This is a genomic window from [Clostridium] hylemonae DSM 15053, from assembly GCF_008281175.1.
Lineage (GTDB): Bacteria > Bacillota > Clostridia > Lachnospirales > Lachnospiraceae > Extibacter > Extibacter hylemonae.
The window spans coordinates 2,888,926-2,908,836 of the sequence record NZ_CP036524.1; the positions used below are offsets into that span (position 1 = coordinate 2,888,926).

At 48.8% G+C, this 19,911-nt stretch carries 17 protein-coding genes; 3 read left to right on the forward strand and 14 right to left on the reverse strand.

From position 1 onward, the window contains the following. Positions 1–73 precede the first annotated feature (73 nt). Positions 74–2,512: a response regulator gene (locus LAJLEIBI_RS13490; RefSeq protein WP_006442661.1), complete on the forward strand. Its 2,439-nt coding sequence runs from the start codon at positions 74–76 to the stop codon at positions 2,510–2,512. A gap of 14 nt (positions 2,513–2,526) precedes the next feature. Here LAJLEIBI_RS13490 and LAJLEIBI_RS13495 read toward each other — a convergent pair whose 3' ends face one another. Further along, on the reverse strand, positions 2,527–3,393 hold the full coding sequence (locus LAJLEIBI_RS13495) for a C39 family peptidase (RefSeq protein ID WP_040434888.1): 867 nt from the start codon (positions 3,391–3,393) through the stop codon (positions 2,527–2,529). 382 nt (positions 3,394–3,775) lie between these two features. On the opposite strand from LAJLEIBI_RS13495, the gene LAJLEIBI_RS13500 reads away from it, so the two are divergent. After that, positions 3,776–4,711, forward strand: a complete 936-nt coding sequence (locus LAJLEIBI_RS13500) for a D-2-hydroxyacid dehydrogenase (RefSeq protein ID WP_006442663.1) — start codon at positions 3,776–3,778, stop codon at positions 4,709–4,711. Positions 4,712–4,724: 13 nt separating this feature from the next. Here LAJLEIBI_RS13500 and LAJLEIBI_RS13505 read toward each other — a convergent pair whose 3' ends face one another. The 12 genes from LAJLEIBI_RS13505 to LAJLEIBI_RS13560 all read right to left on the reverse strand — a co-directional run bounded on the left by LAJLEIBI_RS13505 (position 4,725) and on the right by LAJLEIBI_RS13560 (position 17,038). Next, positions 4,725–5,147, reverse strand: a complete 423-nt coding sequence (locus LAJLEIBI_RS13505) for a potassium channel family protein (protein ID WP_006442664.1) — start codon at positions 5,145–5,147, stop codon at positions 4,725–4,727. 16 nt (positions 5,148–5,163) lie between these two features. After that, positions 5,164–5,649, reverse strand: coding sequence for a signal peptidase II (locus tag LAJLEIBI_RS13510; protein ID WP_006442665.1), 486 nt, complete (start codon positions 5,647–5,649; stop codon positions 5,164–5,166). After that, positions 5,650–5,940, reverse strand: coding sequence for a hypothetical protein (locus LAJLEIBI_RS13515; protein ID WP_040434889.1), 291 nt, complete (start codon positions 5,938–5,940; stop codon positions 5,650–5,652). Between the two features lie 36 nt (positions 5,941–5,976). Next, positions 5,977–7,683, reverse strand: a complete 1,707-nt coding sequence (locus LAJLEIBI_RS13520) for a S8 family peptidase (protein ID WP_006442667.1) — start codon at positions 7,681–7,683, stop codon at positions 5,977–5,979. Positions 7,684–7,749: 66 nt separating this feature from the next. After that, positions 7,750–9,009 carry a cation:proton antiporter gene (locus LAJLEIBI_RS13525; RefSeq protein WP_006442668.1) on the reverse strand — a complete coding sequence of 420 codons (1,260 nt, stop codon included), beginning with the start codon at positions 9,007–9,009 and terminating at the stop codon, positions 7,750–7,752. Then, on the reverse strand, positions 9,009–10,448 hold the full coding sequence (clpX, locus tag LAJLEIBI_RS13530) for an ATP-dependent Clp protease ATP-binding subunit ClpX (protein ID WP_006442669.1): 1,440 nt from the start codon (positions 10,446–10,448) through the stop codon (positions 9,009–9,011). Before clpX ends, LAJLEIBI_RS13525 begins: the two co-directional genes overlap by 1 nt. A 17-nt stretch (positions 10,449–10,465) precedes the next feature. Next, positions 10,466–12,436, reverse strand: a complete 1,971-nt coding sequence (ligA, locus tag LAJLEIBI_RS13535) for an NAD-dependent DNA ligase LigA (RefSeq protein ID WP_040435461.1) — start codon at positions 12,434–12,436, stop codon at positions 10,466–10,468. Next, on the reverse strand, positions 12,384–13,127 hold the full coding sequence (locus LAJLEIBI_RS13540) for a pseudouridine synthase (protein ID WP_006442671.1): 744 nt from the start codon (positions 13,125–13,127) through the stop codon (positions 12,384–12,386). The genes ligA and LAJLEIBI_RS13540 overlap by 53 nt, the downstream gene beginning before the upstream one ends. After that, complete coding sequence (locus LAJLEIBI_RS13545) at positions 13,114–14,262, reverse strand: DHHW family protein (RefSeq protein ID WP_243133306.1); 1,149 nt, start codon at positions 14,260–14,262, stop codon at positions 13,114–13,116. The genes LAJLEIBI_RS13540 and LAJLEIBI_RS13545 overlap by 14 nt, the downstream gene beginning before the upstream one ends. Before the next feature lie 42 nt (positions 14,263–14,304). Next, positions 14,305–15,708, reverse strand: a complete 1,404-nt coding sequence (locus LAJLEIBI_RS13550) for an MBOAT family O-acyltransferase (RefSeq protein ID WP_006442673.1) — start codon at positions 15,706–15,708, stop codon at positions 14,305–14,307. 17 nt (positions 15,709–15,725) lie between these two features. After that, positions 15,726–16,220, reverse strand: a complete 495-nt coding sequence (locus LAJLEIBI_RS13555; RefSeq protein ID WP_006442674.1) for a DUF4358 domain-containing protein — start codon at positions 16,218–16,220, stop codon at positions 15,726–15,728. Beyond that, the gene (locus LAJLEIBI_RS13560; RefSeq protein WP_006442675.1) at positions 16,220–17,038 is read right to left on the reverse strand and encodes an SGNH/GDSL hydrolase family protein; all 819 of its coding nucleotides are present in this window, start codon (positions 17,036–17,038) and stop codon (positions 16,220–16,222) included. The genes LAJLEIBI_RS13555 and LAJLEIBI_RS13560 overlap by 1 nt, the downstream gene beginning before the upstream one ends. 200 nt (positions 17,039–17,238) lie before the next feature. On the opposite strand from LAJLEIBI_RS13560, the gene LAJLEIBI_RS13565 reads away from it, so the two are divergent. Further along, the gene (locus tag LAJLEIBI_RS13565) at positions 17,239–17,721 is read left to right on the forward strand and encodes a DUF5721 family protein (protein WP_006442676.1); all 483 of its coding nucleotides are present in this window, start codon (positions 17,239–17,241) and stop codon (positions 17,719–17,721) included. A 70-nt stretch (positions 17,722–17,791) separates the two neighbouring features. Here LAJLEIBI_RS13565 and htpG read toward each other — a convergent pair whose 3' ends face one another. Next, on the reverse strand, positions 17,792–19,858 hold the full coding sequence (gene htpG / locus LAJLEIBI_RS13570) for a molecular chaperone HtpG (RefSeq protein ID WP_006442677.1): 2,067 nt from the start codon (positions 19,856–19,858) through the stop codon (positions 17,792–17,794). Between the last annotated feature and the right edge of the window lie 53 nt (positions 19,859–19,911).

Below are 19,911 nucleotides of genomic sequence, written 5' to 3' on the forward strand. Positions count from 1 at the left end.
TGCTATGCTTTAAAGAAGATAACATGAACAAGGTTGTGATGGAAAATACAATACATTAGGAGGACTTTTTAAAATGACAGATCAGGGGAATGAAATCTTCTCAGAAGGCAGCAAGACAAATTTTACTCCGGCTGATTATGAGTACAGCACACTTATGCGGCTTTTAGGTGTCAGCGTGAGCAAGCATCTGCTGGATGAACATTTTACGCTTGTCTGGGCCAATGAATTTTACTATGAATTCACAGGCTGGTCAAAAGAAGAATACGAGACCACATTTCACAACCGTCCTGACCTGTACTATAAGAAGGATCCAAAGGAATGGCAGGAACTTACAAATGTAGTTTATAACGCTATCGCAGCCGGGGAAAAAGGATATAAACTTCTCTCACGGTTCCGGAGGAAAAACGGAGATTATATCTGGATACAGCTTTCTACTCAATTCTCTGATGAGTATATAGACGGGCATCAGGTCGCCTATACCGTTATGACCAATATAGACGATGTAGTGCGTATGCAGAAAGAGCAGTCTGTCACCTATGAAAGCCTGCCCGGCTTTGTGGCAAAATACAGAATCGACCCCCATCTCAACCTGACTCTTCTGGAGGGTAATTCCCGGTTTATGGAATATTTTGGAGCCGGTCAGGACAGTGACAACTCACTACATAAGGAAAATATCACAAAGAATCTGGATGTCATTCTGTCACAGCGTGAAAACTTTCTGTCAGGCAAGCCTGCTCATTTTGTTATGAAAGTGCAGAGCCGGACGGGTCAGATGCTGTGGCTGCAGGTCAATGCCTCCTGCGTTGACTGGCAGGAAGGATGCCCGATATATCTGGCGATCTTTATTGATATCACCGATATCACAGAACTGCGTCAGATGCAGAAAAAACTGACAGAACAGGCAGACGCCCTCAGAGATGCCCTGTCTGTCGCAGAACATGCAAACCAGGCAAAAGCAGACTTTCTCTCCCGGATGTCCCATGAGATCCGCACGCCGATGAATGCCATAACAGGCATGACGACTATCGCTGCGGCTAATATAAACGACAGGCAGCGCGTCGCCGACTGTCTGGAAAAGATCGCATCTTCTTCCAAACATCTGATGACGCTGATCAACGATGTGCTGGACATGTCCAAAATAGACGCCGGCAAGATGAAAATAGCACATGAAACATTCGACCTGCAGAACGTGACGGAATCTATCACTGCCATTATATATCCCCAGGCAGACGCCAAGGGTCTGAAATTTTCAGTGCCGCTTGTGGACATTACCGACACTGTGTTGACAGGCGATGCGCTGCGGCTGAACCAGGTGCTCATTAATCTGTTGTCCAACGCCCTTAAGTTCACACCGGAAGGCGGCGCCGTCCGTCTTGAGATCCGGCAGCTCCAGAAAAAGGCCGGCCGCGTCCGGCTGCGCTTCACCGTGAGCGATACCGGCATCGGAATGAGCCAGGAATTCATGAAACATCTGTTTACACCTTTTGAGCAGGAGAGTACAGCTACAGGACGATCAGCAGGGGGGACCGGTCTTGGCATGCCGATAACGAAGAATCTCGTCACACTGATGGGCGGAACTGTTTCCGTCAGAAGCGAGCCTGGAAAAGGCAGCACTTTCATCGTTGAACTTGACTTCGATCTGCCTGACGGCAGGAGCAGCGAGCTGCCGCAGATGAGACAGACTGTGGAATCCCTCAAGGTGCTCGTGACTGATGACGATAAAGACAGTTGTATTTACACGGCTCTCATGCTGAAGAATCTTGGGATCGAGTCTGACTGGGTGCTGACCGGCCAGGAATGTCTGGAAAGCGTCCGGCGCGCCCATATGGACGGCTCAGACTATGACGTATGTCTGATCGACCTTAAGATGCCGGATATGAACGGCATAGAAGTGACACGGCGCATCCGTGAACTGGCAGATCCGGATACGACTATCGTTATCATAACTGCCTATGACTGGAGTTCCATCGAGAAAAATGCGCGCCAGGCAGGTGCAGACGCTTTTCTATCCAAACCGGTTTTTGCCTCCACACTCTATGACACTCTGCTGTCTGCCACTACCGGGGCCAAAAAGATCATCTTGCTCCCTTCTTCCGGGATAGAAAAGCACTGGCCCGGACTTTCAGGCCGCCACGTCCTGCTCGTGGAGGACAACGAACTCAACCGTGAAATCGCCACCGAACTGCTTAAGATGACGGGCGTCATGGTTGACTGCGCCGCTGACGGCAGACAGGCGTTCGATATGTTTCTGGAGCACGGGGACCGTTATGACCTTATTCTTATGGATGTACAGATGCCGGTCATGGACGGATACAGGGCCACCGAAGCAATACGAAGCTGCGGACATCCGCGGGCAGCAAGTATTCCCATTATAGCCATGACTGCCGACGCCTTCCACGAGGATATCGTAAAAGCGGGGGATGCGGGAATGAACGGACATCTTGCCAAACCGATCGACCAGGAACTTCTGTATAAGACACTGACAGATATCATTTCCAAAGTTTCATCCTGATCTTCATACTGTTACTACAATGAATATACCCACATAGCGGCGATCTGGTCCTGAATCTCACTGAACTTCCATGTGCGGCTGCTGTTCTTCCGGCTGAACGGGTCATTTATCGTCACCTCACCGTTGTTATAGCCTGTGAGCACGATAAAATGACCGTTATCCGTAAAGTCACCCGGCCCCACACTGCAGATCACCGGGTGGCCTGCCTGAAGTTCAGCCGCGATCTGCTGTTCCACAAGCGGAAGTTCCTTCACAGACACATTCCAGTTCGCCGGCGCCTCTTCCATAAAACGCCAGTACGTATTGTTTTCCTCATCCACATACCCATTCTCCGTACCGTAGGCCGCAACCTTCGCCGGGGTGACCGACCAGTCTCCCGTGAGACCGCTCACCACCATGGAAAGACACGTCGGACCACAGCCGCTCACAGCTATGATACTCGTACCGTAGGGCGCATATCCCCACCGCTCGTCCCACTGAAGCAGCGGTGGTATCTGCCCCTTTACAAATCCCGCGCCTATATTATCTGCGTATGGCGCGTCTTTTTTCTTTTCATATTCTTCTACAAATTGAACCGTCTCCTCATTCTTACTGAGCAGTTCTATGACGCCTTTCGGATACCCGGCTGCCGACGCCTGCTTCTTTACACGGGCGAGACGTTCTGCTGCCGTCTCCTTCTCAGGTTCTATATTTTTATGCTCTGTTTTCTGTTCATCCTTCTGTTCTTCTTTTTCTTCTATCTTTGCCGCTGCCAGCGCCTCATCCTTTTTAGAACGTTGTGTGCTGAACCCGATCACCGTCGCCGCGATCAATACGACAAAGCCGCCAAGAATAACAAGCTGTCTGCGCACCTGCTGCCTTCTCCTTCTGTTGTTTGCCATGACTTTCCCTTCTTCGCATGTATATTTCATGAACTTTATCTGTCCATCACCATTTCTTTTTATGGTGATTATTATACAATAACGCTAAAGCCGCCGCAACTTAATACACCTTAAGATTTTATTATGTTCCGGCCGGACGGGCCGTATGAAGTAAGACGTTAAAACGGTGGAACCCCCTGTATATATGGCCCTTCCCGTGAATCACACAACTGTGATCCGGGCAGATACCGCGCGGTGGATTCCCATATATTACCGGCTGGTTTCTGCCATATCAAGTAAAATTACGCAGATATAACAGCCGGCTGCCCGTTGAAAATGGACGGATTCCATGATACTATTGTGACACCGGCAGTTACGTATTACAATTTGACAGGAGGTTTATATGAATATTGTATTTCTGGACGCCAAGACAATTGGCGATGACATTGACCTATCCGGATTTGAAGCGCTCGGAACGGTAAGGAAGTATCCCTTTTCCACTTCTGAACAGGTGCCTGAGCGGGTAAAAGATGCAGACGTTATCATTATAAACAAAGTGCAGATCAACAAAGCCACCATCGGTGACGCCCGCCGTCTGAAACTCGTCTGCGTCACCGCCACGGGGACAAACAATCTGGACAAAGAATATCTGGACAGCCATAATATCGCGTGGCGCAATGTAGCCGGATATTCTACAGAGTCGGTGGCACAGCACACATTTGCCATGCTGTTTTATCTGCTTGAAAAGCTGCGCTACTACGATGATTATGTCAAAGAAGACCGCTATACAAACGATACCGTATTCACACATTTTGAAGAAGTGTTTTACGAGTTATCCGGCAAGACATGGGGGATCATAGGACTTGGCAATATCGGAAGACGTGTTGCCTCCATCGCAGAGGCTTTCGGGGCCGAAGTGATCTACGCCTCACCATCGGGGAGCGCACCCCAGGAGGGCTATCATCAGACGGATATGGACACCCTTCTGCGAAGCTCAGATATCATTTCAGTCCATGCCCCGTTAAATGAACACACAGAAAATCTCATTGATTCGGATAAATTGAGCAAGATGAAAAAAAGCTGTATCTTTCTGAACCTTGGGCGCGGCCCTATTGTCGTGGAAGAAGACCTGTGCAGCGCGCTGGAAAACGGTGACATCGCGGCCGCAGGACTGGATGTCCTGCGCACAGAGCCTATGAGTCCCGGCAATCCGCTGCGGCGGATCAAAGACAGCCGCAGGCTCTTTATCACCCCCCATGTGGCATGGGCCAGTGTAGAGTCAAGAACAAGGCTTATGAATATTATTCTCGGACAAATAAAAGAGTTCTGGGCGGATTAACGCCCGGAACTCTTTATTTTTTCAGCTTTACCTTTTTTACCTGCTCCGATAATTCCCTCAACTCTTCCCTGGACATCTCCTCGAGATGTTCCAGCTTATACAGAAATTCTTCCGCGCTTTCCCTGGCGCGGATCTTGACGACCTCCATATAATAGCTGGCTACGACGCCCGGTATGAGGGCAAGGACGATCACTCCGTAGATCCCAAGAACAATGGAAGCGGTCCTTCCCAGCACCGTCACAGCCGTAAAATCCCCGAATCCAATTGTCGTCACCACGGAGAAGCAGTACCAGACCGATTCTCCAAAACGGTGAATCCCCGGTTCCACGAGCATGATAAAAAACGCGCTGACGAGAAAATACACCCCAAATCCGGCCGCGATCTTATCCGTATTCGTCCGCTTTAAGATCGACCAGAACACCCTTCCTTTTTTCATACGCACCTCACAGGGGTCACGCCCCTTTTGAACGGGGCCCGGCCCCTGTCAATAATTTCCCCAGAGTCATAACGGCCAGTCCCGCCACGATACATAGATCTGCCAGATTCACGGTGAGTCTGGACAGAAAATCGTTTTTGCTTTTGAATCCTATGTAATCTATCACCTTTCCTCTGACGAGCCGGTCAAATATATTGCTGTATGCGCCCGCGCTGAATATGGCCGTGCCGGCCTTCTCCACGCGGCGCCCCTTTTTCCCGGACAGCAGCACATCATATATGAAAAGCACTGCTCCTAAAAAGGCGGCCGATCCCCTGACCAGCCATGGATATCTCTCCAGCGCATGCAGCATAAATCCTTTATTATACACTTTGCGCAGTATGACCTTACCTTTGACGGCCTCTTTTTCTTCCCCGCAGTCCATGTTCTCCTCCACGTACTGCTTCAGCAGCAGATCCACGCCAAACAGGAGCGCCGCTATGCCTGCAGACAGTATGATCATCTACACTTCTCCTCTGATTCTTGAAATCTCTTCTTCCTGTTTTTCTATCTGTATATCGCGCTTCTCGATCTCCTCACAGAGCGTGATACAGTCTGTATCATTGATCTCACCCTTTTGAAATTTATCATAGATCATCCGGCCGATGTCCATCAAATCTCTTTCGCTGGCCCGCCTCAGAGTACGGATATCACTTTTACGCCTCTGAATCTCCAGCGTATCTTCTGTCTTCTTTCCGATGTCATTTGCCACATCGGATATCCTCTTTCCTAAATCCTCAAAAAAATCTGCCATATCTGACGCTCCTTTGTCCTTCATTTTGTCTTATCATCACAGCCGTCTCAGCCGGTCAAGTGTCTGGTACAGATCCAGCGTTCCGTATCCCCACTGCCGGTTCGGATATTCCAGTAAAGGCCTCTGCTGTGCTCCGAGCACGAACAGATTTCTGATCTCGCTCGTACCTACCCCAAGATTTACCGTCTGCTCTCTCACCACCCATTCTGCCAGAAGCGCGGAGGCGCCGGCAGTTATGGCCGCGGCAACGCTTGAACCTGTTCTCTTTGTAAATCTGCCCCCCGGTACGGCGCCGGTCACGCCCACTCCCGGAGCGGCAAAGTCCGGCTTGATAATACCACTTCTAGTATACCCTCTCCCGGAATTAATATCAATACTATTGTCCGTTCCGTTATAGTAGGCCACTGTCATACCGCCGACCGTGCTGCCCGGTTCTGTGATGGTCGTCTCCGGGTCAGCCTCCAGGAAAAATACTTCTCCGGATAAAAATTCCTGCATAGGCAGCCACAGATGGAACACACCGTCCGAAAGCTGGAGCGGCTGCACAACGATCCTCCAGATGCCCTCCGACGGCCCGTCAAAACGCATAAAGATAAGCTGTGAGTCGTTGTTCTCTGTCAGCAGCCTGTATTCCGCCGTAACTATCGTCTGGTCAAAGGTAAACGTATATACGTATCTGCTTCCCTGGCGGACCGAGATGACCGGCGTCCGCTCGCCGGAAGGTGACACGATGGAAATGGTCATCAGATTCGGCACAGAAGTCCACAGCTCTGTCACAAAGCCTCCTACGCCCGCGCCCACCCGTATCTCGACCTCTCTTCGTTCTCCCATATCCTCAAATCTTCCGGAGAAATGATGCCGCTGGTTCGCCTCATTTCCGTTTCCGATCACCACGATTCTGTCCATAGTCATAGAGTAACTGTTCAATATGCTCGACAGAAGCGTCGCGCTGTTGTGCCCCCCGAAGTTCGTACCGAGGGCAATGCATATGACAAGAGGCATGTTTCTTTCCTCTGCCAGCGTGCTCAAATACCTGAGCCCGAGCATGATGTCATTTTCCTGATAGCAGACTGCCTCCGGATCAATGGAATAAAACGCCTTCAGATAATCTTTCGCTTCTTTCAGCTTAACAACGGCGATGGTAGACTCGGGCGCCGCGCCGAGAAACTGATTTTCCACGTCCGCCCCTCCTGCCGCCACACTGGCCAGAAATGTACCATGGCTGTTTGTGTCCACGGTAGGAACAAGCTCTTCTGGCGTCTCTGAACGGAGCGCTTCGTTGATCGCTTCCTCCGTGTATTCACTTCCGTATGCAAATTCCTCAGGCGGCGTACCGTCATGGACCGTCTGATCCCAGATTCCCGCGATGCGCGTGCTGCCGTCCAGATTGCGGAATATCGGATTCTTATAATCGATCCCGGTGTCCACAAATCCGATCATTATATTTGCTCCCATCAGCTGCAGCGCGGGATAATTCTGGGCCGCGGTGATGCCCGACTGGTTCAGCGCTTCCATATCAATGAGACTGTAGCAGTTGGGGATAGAGTTGTACCAGTACCTCTCAATACTCAAAGGTTCCATTCCTTCGCTGTTTATGTATATGGCTTTATATCCGTAATCCATATTCTGTATACAATACCGGTCATCCTGAATCCCCATATCGCTGAGGCTGCGGTACCCGGGAAAAATAAAATCCCAGTACCCCTGGGATAGTATCTGTTCTTGGCACGTTTCTCTGTCCATAAAAAATCCTCATATACTTTTTAATAAAGTATATGAGGAAAATATGCATCTATGTACACCGCTTTTTTATTTTTCTTCCCCCCGCAGTATGGAGGCGCCTTCATAGTAACTGGAGACTTCCTTCTCCTTGGCTACCGGAAGATCCGGCCCCTTCTTGAAGATGATCTTCAAAAGGATCGGCGTGATGATGGTCGTAAATACAACCATGATCACGACAGGGCCGAGGAAGGCGGAACTCATAAGTCCCATGGCAGAACCTTTGCTCGCCACGATCAGGGCAACCTCGCCCCGTGATATCATGCCGACGCCTATCCGCCTGCACTGATATGGCTTATAGCCGCATGCTTTGGCTCCGAGCCCGCAGCCGACGATCTTTGTCAGCACCGCAACGAGCATAAGCAGCAGGGAAAAGGCGACGATCATACCGCTCATCTTCGGAAGTATGACCTTCAGCCCGATACTCGCAAAAAACACCGGAGAAAGCAGCATATAGGAAAGCGTATCAAACTTCGTCTGGATAAACACAGACCGCTCCGTATTGGATATGATCAGGCCCGCAATAAACGCACCGGTGATATCGGCCACTCCAAAGTATTCTTCCGCGATATACGCCATGAGAAGGCAGAACACAAACGCGATGATGACATGTCTGTGCAGTCCTCTGGACGCGCCTTCCGTCCACGCCTTGTACACCTTATAGAAGATAAAGCCGGCCACGCCGGAGAATACGAAAAAGCCGGCGATCTTCAGCATGACTGTCCCAATATGTACAGAAGGGTCGGCCATACTCGTAACAACCGTCAGTGCAATAATACCGAGTATATCGTCGATGATGGCCGCTCCGAGAATGGCATTCCCGGAACGTGTCTTAAGCTTCCCCATCTCCTTGAGCGTCTCAACCGTGATGCTGACGGAGGTGGCTGTCAGTATGATCCCTATAAAGATATTCTGGAGAAAAATGCTGGCATCGGCATCAGACGCAATCATGTCCGGCCTGTTGAAAAAGTATGCCAGTCCGAACCCTCCCGCAAGCGGCACGAGCACGCCGCACAGCGCAATGACGAAAGAAGCCTTTCCGCTCGCTTTAAGCTCCTGTATATCGGTCTCAAGACCTGCGCAGAACATGAGAACGATCACGCCGATCTCGGCAACCTCATGGATAAAACTCGTCTCCGTGAGCACTCCGGCCACCGCCGGCCCGAGCAGAAGTCCCGCAAGCAGCGCCCCCACGACCTGAGGCATCTGTACCTTCCTTGTCGCCAGCCCCAGAAGTTTTGTACACAATAAAATAACTGCCAGATCCAGTAAATAACTATAACTATTCATTATCTCAACCTCATGGCTTCCTGTCCTCTGAGCATGATGACAGGTCCTCCCGTTCCTTCTATGTATTCTTTTGTGATCGTCACTTCTCCGATATTGTCATCCTTCGGAATCTCATACATGATATCAAGCATAAATTCTTCGATAATGGCACGCAGCGCCCTTGCTCCGGTATCTTTTTCCATCGCTTTTCCCGCAATGGCCTGCAAAGCTCCCTCATCAAAATCCAGCTTCACCTCATCCAGCGCAAGCAGCTTCTGATACTGCTTCAGTATCGCGTTCTTCGGCTCTTTTAATATCTTGACGAGCATATCCTGATCCAGCCCACGCAGCGTAAATATGATCGGAAGACGGCCGATAAACTCCGGTATCATCCCGAAGTTGCGAAGATCTTCCACGGTAACCTTCTCAAGGATCGTCTTGTCGTGGTCATATTTGTCTTTCAGATCCGCCCCGAATCCGATGGAAGACTGCTTCGTCAGACGTTCTTTTATAATACCTTCCAGATCCGGAAATGCCCCTCCGCATATGAATAATATATTTCTCGTGTTCACCGTCGTAAGCGGCACCATGGCGTTTTTGCTGTTCGCGCCGACCGGCACTTCCACGTCGCTTCCCTCGAGAAGTTTGAGCATTCCCTGCTGGACAGACTCACCGCTTACGTCCCGCTGGCTCGTGTTCTTTTTCTTGGCAATCTTGTCGATCTCATCGATAAAAATAATACCCTGCTCCGCCTTCTCCACGTCGTTGTCCGCAGCCGCCAGAAGCTTGGATACGACACTTTCGATATCGTCCCCTATGTAGCCCGCCTCTGTAAGGGAGGTGGCGTCCGTGATCGCCAGCGGCACATCGAGAAGCCGCGCCAGCGTCTTTACAAGATATGTCTTGCCGGAACCGGTAGGTCCGATCATGAGCATATTGGATTTCTCTATCTCTATGTCATCCATCGTATCCGTTGCCACTCTTTTATAATGATTATACACCCCGACAGACATGACCTTCTTGGCGTACTCCTGTCCTACCACATACTCGTCCAGGCTCGCCTTTATCCTGTGGGGCGCCGGAATCTCTCTGATATCGATCAGGGGCTTTTTGTCCTCCCCCTCTTTTTTCTTCTTGATCTTCTGCTGTTTCGGAATATTCTGCTGCTCCATATCGGCCATGTTGAACACCTGGACGCCCGGCATGTTCATAAGCTGGCTGTAGTCGATCTGACCGTTGCTCATGGCGTCAAAGCTCTTCTGCATACAGTCGCTGCACACCGATATATTGTTCGGCAGCTCTATCATCTTGCCCGCGGTGCTCTCCGGACGATGGCAGATAAAGCAGACTTTTTCGTACTCATCGTCCTCTTTTTTCGTCTCTTCCACTTCGACGTCGGTACCGTCCACTTTTTCTATCTCTGTCTCGTTCGGTTCATTTTTCTTATCTTTATCAGACATTTTTTCCCTTCTTTCTGTCAGCCCTGACTTTCACCGAGCATTTCCAGGAAATCTTTTTCAGATATGATGGGAATTCCCAGTTCATTGGCTTTCTTATTTTTGGATGATGTGGATGTCACATCATTATTTATGAGGTAATTTGTTTTGGAAGTCACGGAACCTGTCACCTTTCCGCCGAGGTTCTCGATCAGTTCCTTTATCTCGCCCCGGTTTGCAAAGTGTTCCACACTCCCGGTTATCACAAAGTTAACGCCCGCGAATCTCTGCTCCTTCTGTTCTGTCTCCTCTGCCGGTATCGTGAGTTCTTTTAAAAGGTCGCGGAATATGCGCACATGCCTTTCATCTGAAAAATAATCGACAAAGGCTCCGGCGATCACGCCTCCCACGCCCTGGATTGCACTTAATTCCTCCGGTCCGGCGGCAAGCATTTTGTCTGTGTCACAGCCGAATTCACTGCATATCATCTTTGCGTTTGCCAGGCCGATGTTGGCGATCCCAAGCCCGTAGATCACTTTGGGCAGTGTGGTAGTCCTTGCTTTCTCTATGCTTTCTATAAGATTGCGGTATGATTTTTCCCCGAACCCTTCCATTTTTTCTATCTCATCCTGGAAGCGTTCCAGATGAAAAATATCTGCATACTCTTTAATATACCCCTTTGCGATGAATTTTTCCAGTGTTGCTTCAGATAATCCTTCAATATTCAGCGCGTCTCTGCTCACAAACAGAGCGAAAGACTTCAGATGCTTTGCCTGACAGTCCGGATTGATGCAGTACAGCGCCTTTGCGTTGCTCACCTGTTTGACCTCTGTATCGCCGCCGCACACCGGACAGTGCAGAGGAATATCTTTCACACCGCTTCTTGTGAGATTCTCCGCGATCTGGGGGATGATCATATTTGCCTTATATACTTCTATCTCATCGCCCACGCCGAGTTCAAGTTCCTCCATGATACTCAGGTTATGGACGCTTGCCCTGCTGACCGTCGTACCTTCAAGTTCTACAGGCTCGAATATGGCTACCGGATTGATCAGTCCTGTCCTGGATGGACTCCACTCGATCTCGAGAAGCTTTGTCTCCTTCGTCTCATCCGCCCACTTAAATGCAAATGAATCTCTCGGAAACTTGGAAGTCCTCCCCAGTGAGCGTCCATATTCCACATCATCATATACTAACACAAGTCCGTCCGATGGAAAATCGTTTTCCGCTATTTTTTCGGAAAATTTAATAACTTCCGCCTCCAGCGTATCCTTTGTGACTTCGCAGAATTCCACCACTTCAAATCCTTGTTCTCTCAGCCACTCCATCTGACAGACACGGGAATTATGAAAATCAACGCCGTCTGCCTGTACGAGCGTGAACGCATAAAACCTGACATTGCGCTTTGCCGTGATCTCGTTGTTCAACTGGCGTACAGAGCCGCTGCAAAGATTGCGGGGATTTTTGTATCTGGCGTCCACATCCTCTATCTCCCCGTTGATCTTCTCAAAATCTTTATATCCGATGACCGCTTCTCCCCGCAGTATGAGTTCTCCTTTGTAGGCGATCTGGAGCGGAATGTTCCTGAACACTCTGGCATTGTTCGTGATGACTTCGCCCACCTCCCCGTTGCCTCTCGTAACCGCCTTATACAACGTTCCGTCACGGTATGTGAGTACGATCGTCAGACCGTCCAGCTTCCACGACATCATAACTTTCTGGCCGCCGGCAAACTTCTTAAGTTCCTCCACATCCTTTGTCTTATCCAGTGACAGCATGGGACTGTCGTGCCTCTCTTTGGGCAGTTCACTTAAGACTTCATATCCTACATTTGCCGTCGGGCTGCCCGACAGCGTTATTCCAAGCTCTTTCTCCAATGACACGAGTTCGTCATACAGTCTGTCATACTCGTAATTGCTCATGATCTCTTCCGCGTCCTGATAATAGGCCTTCCCCGCCTTATTCAGCTGTTCTACCAGTTCCTGCATTCTTGCCTTTTTCTGTCTGCTCATATAATTCATTTAACTCCTGCTCTGTCAGTTTTCGGTAAGCACCGGGTTTCAAATTTCCCAGTTCGATATTCATAATACGTATTCTAACCAGACGCTTCACCTTATATCCGAGCGCCTCGCACATTCTCCGGATCTGGCGGTTCAGCCCCTGGGTCAGAATGATCGTAAATATATAAGTCCCGCACTGTCTGACCTCGCACGGTCTCGTGACTTCATCGAGCCCTTTCTCTTTGTCGACCAGCCGGACACCGGACGACATGCGGTTTACAAATTCCTCTGTCACCGGTTTATTGACCCATACCTTATATTCCTTCTCATGCCCGTATCTGGAGCGCATCATACCATTGATCAGTTCCCCGTCGTCCGTCATGATGAGAAGCCCTTCGGACTCTTTGTCCAGCCGCCCTGCATACGTGATCCGCTCCGGATATTTTAAAAAGCGGATAATATTGTTCTTTACCCGCTTATCTTCTGTACATACGATACCGGCGGGCTTATGCACCGCCAGTACCGTCTTTTTGTCTTTACTTCTAATGCGTTTTTTTCCGACGCGCACCTCGCTTGAGGGATCCACCTGCATGCCCGGTACGGCCTTTTTCCCGTCCACAGTCACGCGGCCTTCTTCGATCAGTCTGTCGGCCTCCCGCCTGGAACAGACGCCCGCCTCACTTAAGAATTTATTCAGTCTCATTATTTTTCAGCACTCCGCTTATACTGTTATCTTCCACAAATGTGTTACCGTTATACAAAAACAATATATCTGTGATCTTATTTTCTTCCATCACCTGATGGATATCTCCATAATAATACCTTGGGTCAATAATTATAATCTCCCTGAAGAACGGCGTCAAGAAGGGGACGAGACAATTCGCATAAGAATCTTTGACAAGCAGCAGGCGTTCTGTAGAAGCCGCAGTCGTCTTGAGGTCGATCACCGCGTGATTGCCGCCGAGGAACATGGCATACTGGTCTTTTTCCTTCAGCTTTGAAGCGTCATAGAGACTGGCTGTTTTTTTCTGTTCATCCACATAATTGAGGACAATGTCCGGTGATTTTTCCCCCTTCTCTGGCACATAAATGTGTATCGGCTCTCTGTAGCCCTGCTCATATCCGCTCGTGGCCGACAGCGTACCGTTAAAGTCATTGCTCACCGTATATTTTTCCCACTTTGGACCATTGGCAGTATCAAGCCCCATGGCCTTGGCGAGCTCTTCATATGCGTAGCTTGCCCCGAGTGTTGTCCAGTGATGGTCTGTGTGATAGTAGATATCCTCATTCCGGTGTTTCTTCAACACCTTCTGAACATCGACCCAGTTGATCTTGCCGCCCAGTTCCTTCCGTATATTTTCAAACTGCTTTTCCTGTGCCTCTGTCTCTGCCAGAGCCGGCAGCTTGTCCGACATGACATTGGCTGCATTCGGGACAAGAGCAAAGTAGACGGGAATATCCACATAAGACTGCTCAAACGCCCTGATCGCCTCGATATTTTCCTCAAGCTGCTCTTCATTGGGCTTTGCAATGTCTTCCAGCAGATAGTTTTTCTTTCCTTTGAACACGCCGTTGGAATCCCGCCTGCCCATAAGTAGATCTACATTTGTTTTCAGCGACACCCAGAGATCCCTCGCGGCAAACTGGTCTGATTTATACGACTCATACTGTTTCATATACCGGCCGCCTGTGACGCCGGACAGGGTAAACGCAGGCTTCTGTTCCAGCATACGGTTCTCTTTCTGTGAGAACTCCTTGTCTCTGTGCACAAGATTCACGAGGCAGATAACGGCGAGCATGGCCAGAAACAGCAGCGCGGCCGCTTTTTTTATTTGCACTTTTCTTTTTCTTCTATCTGATTTCTGCTTCATTTCCTGCTCCTAAAACCTAAAGTATAAAAATGGATTATATGTCTCCGTCACGAGATACGCAATGCACAAAAGGAACAAGATCCCGTACACAGTACAGTTGACGGCGATCCTGTTCTTCCCGGACCCGTATACAAAACGTTCATACAGATCATGGACAGCCGGAGTTGAGCCGATGACCGCAGCAGCCCACAGTACAAGGTTCGTCACAAGCAGATAGAACCCCTCCTTATCGGCCAGTCCGCTGCCGCCTCCGAACATAAGCTTCAGATACTGAACAGCGCTCCCAAGCGTAGGGCTGAAGAAAAACACCCAGCCGACCATGACGAGCACAATGCTGTAAACATGCCTCAGAAAACCGGGCAGCCTTTCAAGCACACGGTACAGGAGATATTTTTCGGCGAGGAGCAGTATACCATAGTACAGGCCCCACACGACAAAGTTCCAGCTCGCGCCGTGCCAGAGCCCGGTGAGCAGCCACACGACAAGTATATTGCGCACATGCTTCCCTGTGCCGGCACGGTTTCCCCCGAGCGGTATATAGACGTATTCTTTGAACCATGTGCTCAAAGATATATGCCATCTGCGCCAGAATTCCGTTATACTTTTCGATATATAAGGATAGTCAAAGTTCTTCAGAAACTGGAAGCCAAACATCTTACCGAGCCCGAGCGCCATATCTGAATAACCACTGAAATCAAAGTATATCTGGAACGTATAAGCGGCACATCCAAGCCACGCCGTGAGCACCGAAGTATCCGCGGCTCCGAGGGAAGTCACTTTCGTAAATATCATGCCGGTAGTATTCGCGATCAGCACTTTTTTGGCAAGGCCCCTGATAAAGTACAGCGCCCCGTCTCCAAACTTGCCCCAGGATTCCTGTCGGATACGGAGCTGCCGCTGTATGTCTGCATATTTTACGATCGGCCCCGCGATCAGCTGAGGAAACATACTTACATACAAGGCAAAATCCAGGAGGTTCCTCTGCACTCTCACATTTCCTCTGTATACATCGATTATATAGGACAATGTCTGGAATGTGTAAAAGGAAATGCCGATCGGAAGCGCCAGCTCCCGGTAAGGTATGTCGACCGGCAGCACGGAATTGATACTGTCGAGCACAAAACCTTCGTATTTGAAAAATCCAAGAATACACAGATTTACGGCAACATTAAAAATGAGGCTCTTCCTTGCCTCATGCCTGTTGTTCAGATGTCTTGCAATATCTAGTCCGCTGATATAGTTAAACAAAATAGAAAGTATCATGAGAAAAATATAGAACGGCTCCCCCCATGCGTAGAAAACAAGACTTCCCGCAAGAAGCACCGGATTCTTGAACTTTCCCGGAACAAGATAATACAAGATCAATATGATCGGTAAAAACGTAAATAAAAATACAATACTGCTAAATAGCATGACTTCCGTATCCTTTTCTATAAACTCTTTCTGTAGGCTGTCTGGACGGCATCTGCCTTTCCGGTCACCGCCATCAGTACATAGTCCCCTCTGCTCTCAAGCACCGCGGAACTGATCAGTTTTGTCTGGGCGGCTCCGTAGCCCTCAAAACTCTTCTTCTGTGTATCCAGTCTTTTCTGTGCCGCCGTCTCCACAACGTCCGCCTGACTGTCGTCTTCAAGTCTTACGATAAGCAGTTCCTTAACCCCCATGACATCATCAGGGATATACAATGTCACACCTTTGTAGTCGTCTGCGTTCAATCCATAATATTTCTTCAGATCCTGCGTAGTACCTTTCTTCATCCCTTCTGTCCCCATAACAGAAACGACATTTTTACTCACTGTCTTTATCGGCGTCTTCGTGCCGCCTTCTCTGGAGACCAGCAGAATAACGTAGGCGGCCAGTAACAGTACCATGCCGTATTTCAATATATTAATGTGATCTATCCTGACTTTTTTCTTATTTTTCATTATAAATCTGCCGCCTCCGCCATGTTCTCGACCCAGCCCGGATAATAGTCCGGCGCCTGGTGAATGCCGTCGTCCGCGTAATACTCTTCTTTTACGAGCCCCGTGTTGTCTATGAAGATGACGTCTTTCTCTTCACAGATCTCTTTCAGCTTCTTATTGTATTCCGGGATATTGCCGTACCACTCATTATTGTCCACCGCCTTCCTGCTGGCCGGCAGGACGCAGTTAACATACACCTTTGTATCCGGCATGGCCGCTTTGATCTCATCCAGAACTTTGCCGTACCCTTCCGCGAATACCGCGGCATCCCCTCTGGCGGCTTCCACGTCGTTCATTCCAAATGTAAGGAACAGATTCTGCGGTTTTGCCTCCTGCGCCTTCCTGATCATATCAAGCGTTCCTGTATCTTCCGCCCTCGTAACTTCCGCGCCCTTTTCTGCAATGACAAGCGACTGGTCCATCACCCCGAACTCGTAAAGCCCCTGAGTGATAGAGTCTCCAAGCACAAGAGAATTGGCAAAGCGTTCGTTGACCGGGCGGCTCTTCCGCTCCTCGTCCGCTGCACGCTCTGCCTTCTCCAGCTCTTCTATTTTATTTTCCGCAGCTTTTAAGTCTGCTTTTTCAAGTTCCTCCAGCTTCTTCGTACCCTCTGTTATATCTTCACGGGGATTCATAAGCTTTACCGCAATAATAATACCGCCTGCGATCAAAAGAATAATGACAGTGGTGACTGCCATACGCAGAACTTTATCTTGCTCTTCTCCACTGCCCCATGTTTTTTTATTTTTATCTTTCACTATAACTGATTTCTCCTTCATGCACCATATTCCCGCGCGCCGCATCGCTTCGCATGCCTGAATATACAAGGTTATTGTAATGTTTTCAACTGTAAAAGTCAAACTTATAATGCATTATGCGACAGTAATTGGTATAATATTACTATCCGCAGTATGGAGAACAGTTCAGACACAACTGTTACAGCCATTGTGCGTATATAAAACAAAAAGGAGCGCTATCCATGATCACACTGACCCCGGACACTAAGACATGCATGTCCCACCTGCTTTTAAAAGATACGTTCGATTCCCTCTCTCTCATAGAGGGAGAGATCACAACATACAACAAATTCTCCATTGACGGACACATTCACAAAGACTTTTTTGAAGACGCTCCCGACAGAGACTACTCTTACTGGCATGAACTGAGGAGTTACTGCCTGTCCCTCATAAAAGGAAAGCGCACCCCTCTCGGATTTAAGTTCGTCCTGTCCCTCGGAAAAGAGAAATTCACCGGCTTTCTCACGGAGAATGGACTTACGTTCCAGCCGGGAGACATCCAGGGCCTTTATATGAACCTGAGGTATGACGGCACGCGCCTCGTCTGCGTGACAGGCACTTCCATGAATACGTTCACGATGGACAAGTCACTGGATGAAGCCTGGGACCGGTGGGTGCGTACATTCTTCTCAGATGCGGGAATCGCTTTTGAGGGAGATATGTGAGCCTCAAATAAACAGAGATAAACGGAAAGGGAACTGCGCAGCCGGCAGTTCCCTTTGTTTATGAAATCTTTTATTTTGTCAGAAGCAGCATGATCTCGTTGCTTCTCTGCATGAATGCTGTCATTTCTTCCGGACTCAGCGGCTTGTGTGCCAGCATGGCCAGATCATAAAGCTGCCTGCAGATCACCGGCACGCTTTTTGCACGCCTGTGCTCTACAACAAACTTCACGAGCGGATGGTTGGCATTGAGTATGAGTGTGCTCTCCCCGCCGAACATACCGGCGTCCATACCTGCCATACCGTACATTTTCATCATTTCCTGCATACGGCGGTTCTGTTCCGACAGTGTGATCACTGCTGCCGTATTGTCGTCCTTTAATTTCTCAACTTTCACATCCAGTTTGTCATTTTCGAGTTCTTTACGGAAGATCTCCACAAGACTGTCTGTTATCTTCTGGAACTCTTCTTTTTCTTCCTCCGCGACCTCTTCTTTGGCCGAATCTGTGATATCTGCGTCAATACGCTGGAAGCTCAGGCTCGGATTGCGCTGTTCCATCTGTGTGATAAACGCAGAATCAATGTTATGGTTAAGGATGACCGCGTCCTGCCCCTGTGCCTTGAACAGATTGATATACTGGCTCTGCTGCTGTTCGTCCGTCACATAGTAGATCGTTGTCTTCTCTTCTTTGCTCTCTGCATTTTCTGCGTCTTCAGAAGCAGTGTCTTCTTTCTCTTTCGGCTCTTCCAGCGTTCCGCCGTTGGCCTCTGCGCACTCTTTTAATGTCAGATATTTATGGTCAATGTTCTTAAACAGAATAGAATCTTTCATCTTGTCGCAGAACTTTTCATCCTTCAGACAGCCAAACTTCACAAACGGGCTGATATTGTCCCAGCACTTCTCATACTCTTCCTTCTGTGTCTTGCACATACCGTTCAGTTTATCGGCCACCTTCTTTGATATATAATCCGCTATTTTATTTACAAATCCGTCGTTCTGCAGCGCGCTTCTTGATACGTTGAGCGGAAGGTCCGGACAGTCGATCACGCCTTTTAACACCATGAGGAATTCCGGAATGACTTCTTTGATATTGTCTGCAATGAACACCTGGTTGTTGTACAGCTTGATCGTACCTTCGATAGAATCATACTCTGTATTGATCCTCGGGAAGTACAGGATCCCCTTTAAGTTGAACGGATAGTCCATGTTCAGATGGATCCAGAACAACGGCTCTTTATAATCCATAAATACCTTGCGGTAAAAGTCGAGATAATCTTCTTTTTCGCATTCGTTCGGATGCTTTGTCCAGAGCGGATGGATATCGCTCAAAGATACCGGACGTTTGTTGATCTTCACCTTTTCCATGGCAGGAGATACTTCTACCATCTCCTTCTCGCCGTTTTCATTTTCTTTCTCTTCCATTTTGGCTTCTTCATGGATATGTTCAACTACAACGTCATCCTCTTTCAAGTCCGCCTCGTCGATCGTCTCATATTCCTGTTCTGCGTCCACATTGGAGAGGAATATCTCCACCGGCATGAAAGAACAATACTTTTCAACTACTTCTCTCACACGGTACTCATTGGCAAACTGGACGCTGTCCTCATTAAGATACAATGTGATCTCCGTGCCGACGCCTTCCTTAGTGCCGTCTTCCATCTCATACTCTGTCCCGCCTTCGCTTACCCAGTGTACCGGAGCCGCTCCTTCCTTATAGGAAAGTGTATCAATATGCACTTCATCCGCCACCATGAAAGCAGAGTAAAAACCGAGACCGAAGTGCCCTATCATATCATCCTCAGTCGTCTTATCCTTATATTTCTCAAGAAATTCCGTAGCTCCGGAAAAGGCGATCTGCGTAATGTATTCCTCCACCTCGTCCGCAGTCATGCCGACACCGTTATCGATAAACTTCAGCGTCTTTTCCTTCGGGTTTACGATGATCTGGATCGATGGTTTATAATCGTCAGGTATCTGATATTCTCCCATCATATCAAGCTTTTTAAGCTTTGTGATAGCGTCACATCCGTTGGACACCATCTCGCGTACAAAAATATCGTGGTCTGAATATACCCATTTCTTTATGATCGGGAATATATTCTCACTGCTGATAGATAAATTACCTTTTTTTCCTGCCATTTATATCACTCCTATTTTTAATAATAAATGCGGCCGCTTAATAAAACGCCGTT

Coding starts and splice junctions, on each gene's coding strand:
- LAJLEIBI_RS13500 (WP_006442663.1), top strand. CDS start 3,776: ATGAATATTGTATTTCTGGACGCCAAGACAATTGGCGATGACATTGAC.
- LAJLEIBI_RS13525 (WP_006442668.1), bottom strand. CDS start 9,009: ATGAATAGTTATAGTTATTTACTGGATCTGGCAGTTATTTTATTGTGT.
- LAJLEIBI_RS13515 (WP_040434889.1), bottom strand. CDS start 5,940: ATGGCAGATTTTTTTGAGGATTTAGGAAAGAGGATATCCGATGTGGCA.
- clpX (WP_006442669.1), bottom strand. CDS start 10,448: ATGTCTGATAAAGATAAGAAAAATGAACCGAACGAGACAGAGATAGAA.
- htpG (WP_006442677.1), bottom strand. CDS start 19,858: ATGGCAGGAAAAAAAGGTAATTTATCTATCAGCAGTGAGAATATATTC.
- LAJLEIBI_RS13560 (WP_006442675.1), bottom strand. CDS start 17,038: ATGAAGGAGAAATCAGTTATAGTGAAAGATAAAAATAAAAAAACATGG.
- LAJLEIBI_RS13495 (WP_040434888.1), bottom strand. CDS start 3,393: ATGGCAAACAACAGAAGGAGAAGGCAGCAGGTGCGCAGACAGCTTGTT.
- LAJLEIBI_RS13565 (WP_006442676.1), top strand. CDS start 17,239: ATGATCACACTGACCCCGGACACTAAGACATGCATGTCCCACCTGCTT.
- LAJLEIBI_RS13490 (WP_006442661.1), top strand. CDS start 74: ATGACAGATCAGGGGAATGAAATCTTCTCAGAAGGCAGCAAGACAAAT.
- LAJLEIBI_RS13520 (WP_006442667.1), bottom strand. CDS start 7,683: ATGGACAGAGAAACGTGCCAAGAACAGATACTATCCCAGGGGTACTGG.
- ligA (WP_040435461.1), bottom strand. CDS start 12,436: ATGAGCAGACAGAAAAAGGCAAGAATGCAGGAACTGGTAGAACAGCTG.
- LAJLEIBI_RS13510 (WP_006442665.1), bottom strand. CDS start 5,649: ATGATCATACTGTCTGCAGGCATAGCGGCGCTCCTGTTTGGCGTGGAT.
- LAJLEIBI_RS13540 (WP_006442671.1), bottom strand. CDS start 13,127: ATGAGACTGAATAAATTCTTAAGTGAGGCGGGCGTCTGTTCCAGGCGG.
- LAJLEIBI_RS13550 (WP_006442673.1), bottom strand. CDS start 15,708: ATGCTATTTAGCAGTATTGTATTTTTATTTACGTTTTTACCGATCATA.
- LAJLEIBI_RS13555 (WP_006442674.1), bottom strand. CDS start 16,220: ATGAAAAATAAGAAAAAAGTCAGGATAGATCACATTAATATATTGAAA.
- LAJLEIBI_RS13505 (WP_006442664.1), bottom strand. CDS start 5,147: ATGAAAAAAGGAAGGGTGTTCTGGTCGATCTTAAAGCGGACGAATACG.